Source organism: Acidovorax sp. KNOB132, assembly GCF_057541515.1.
On the sequence record NZ_BAAJYT010000440.1, the window covers coordinates 1 to 1963 of the forward strand.

At 49.5% G+C, this 1963-nt stretch carries 2 protein-coding genes; both read right to left on the reverse strand.

The window, feature by feature from the left end:
* Positions 1-249: 249 nt before the first annotated feature.
* Positions 250-729 carry a hypothetical protein gene (locus AC27IO_RS23495; RefSeq protein ID WP_498741077.1) on the reverse strand — a complete coding sequence of 160 codons (480 nt, stop codon included), beginning with the start codon at positions 727-729 and terminating at the stop codon, positions 250-252.
* A 15-nt stretch (positions 730-744) separates the two neighbouring features.
* Positions 745-1963, reverse strand: a 1219-nt coding sequence (locus AC27IO_RS23500) for an RHS repeat domain-containing protein (protein ID WP_498741079.1), incomplete at its 5' end; no start/stop codon positions are given.

Sequence of the window (1963 nt, forward strand, 5' to 3'; positions counted from 1 at the left end):
CATCTTTGCCGAGACCCAGGGCAACGGGCAAACCACCGCCATATCCGATATTCAGTTTGCGACCCGAAGTCCAAGGGGCTGCAGAACTCCGCAATTACTGCCCGCTCTCAACTGCGAATGATGATGGGGCTTTTATGTAAATTGTATGTCGTTGATTTGGAGGATTAATATCTTCAAGGGATTGAGCAAAACAGCAGCAGAAAAGCAGTTGCAAAAAATTGCTATTAATTTTAGCATTTGCAATTACACCTATTCCTCAGCACGTTGCGTTGCACGTTTAATTTCTTGACTCAAGATAAAAAACCCTTGATCGACAATTCCCTGCAACTCTGGCGGCTTTGCTGCTTCCAGTTGCTTAAATTCCTGAAGCAGTTCGGCAGCCCTCGATGGCTGAATATTACGAGCAACAAAATCACACACCGCAAGGCATAAATCCGAGTCCAAATAACTTTGAAAATTAGTACGAAAGGTACCAATGATATTATTCAACTGTTCTTTAGTTAGGGCATCCCTCGCATTGTTAACTGCCAAGATAAAATTCCATATACCCGGCTTATCAAAATACCGACGATCTGAAAGCAATGCCATAAACAACATGAAGTGTTCATCCGGAAAGTCAGGGTACTCCAAAAGATCATCTTCAAACTGATCAGCCAAGCGCGAACAAAGGGCTGAACTTCGCTTGCTTTCAGCGCTCTCAATCTGCATTAATACATTAGATAAGTTCAACACTATTTAACCTTCTCAGCAAACGCATTCTTTATCATATTGCTCTTCAAGCTCTCTAAGCCTGCGCAACTGCCTATTCAGCAATTTTTCATGACCTCGTACTGTGTCTCGTAAAGCCTCTCCGGGTCCGATTCTTAGGGGTAATTTTCCTACATTAGCATCAAGATCTGGATATCGCTTGTCATATACTTCCTCGCGCAGGTTTTTGATTCTTTTCTTAAGGCTCTGGCACTTCTGGAAATTATTTGGATCATTGGGATCTGGCAATCCAGGAGTTACTACAGGGTCAATCAAAGATCCGGCCGAAGGACGAGCCAAGCTACCTGCAATAGGGGCAAGCGTAGGCATTGGGATTGTTGCTTGAAGACCGTCTGGATCAATACTACTTAGAGGATCCCCTCCTACATAACCATATGTATTAAGGCCACCATTCAATCCAATCGGATCACTCTGCGCATATCTCCCCAACCCCGGAACGTAATCCCGATTCCAATTCTGGTGAATCCCCGACTCCACGTCATAGTACTGACCTGGAAAGCGCAGATTGAATACAAAGTCCGCCTGACCCGCAGGACTGCTCTCGGCTGGCGCGGTGCCGAACGGCTCGCTCATCCAACGCCAGCGCACCGTGTTGGCACGATCAACCACCACCCGCGGAGTATTCAAATGGTCTGCATGGATGTAGTAGACCTGTGGCGCATTCAAAGCCGCATTGGCGCCATACGCGAAATCCGGAGTGAAGACCGCCAAGGGCATGTCTCCCAGCCAGACGATTTCCCGAATCGGATTGCCTGACGCGTCGTATTCGCCCAGCAGATGGCCTTCGGCGTCGTACACAAAAATCGTTGTACCACCGGCCAGCCCCGTGCTCTTTCGCACCCGCAAGCCATTGTTGTCGTAGGTGTAGCTGGTGGAGCCCTGCGCATTGGTTGCCCGAACCAACCGGCCTTTCAAGTCGTATTGCAGCGCGAAGTTGCCATCCGACGTGGTGTTGCCCGCTGCGTCATAGGTCAGCGTAATCGCTGGCTTATCGATGGAGGCCAACTGGTTGCTTTTGGGCTTGAGGTTGTACCAGCTCGATACGCCGTTGTCCGAGGCCACGTTGATGCGGTTGCCTGTACCGTCATACATGTAGGTCCAGGTTCCTTGGGCGGTGCTCACCTGTGTCAGTCTGCCCGATGCGTTGTAGCTGAACTGCTGATCCAGCGAGGGGGCCGATGAGCCGCTCGTTGCA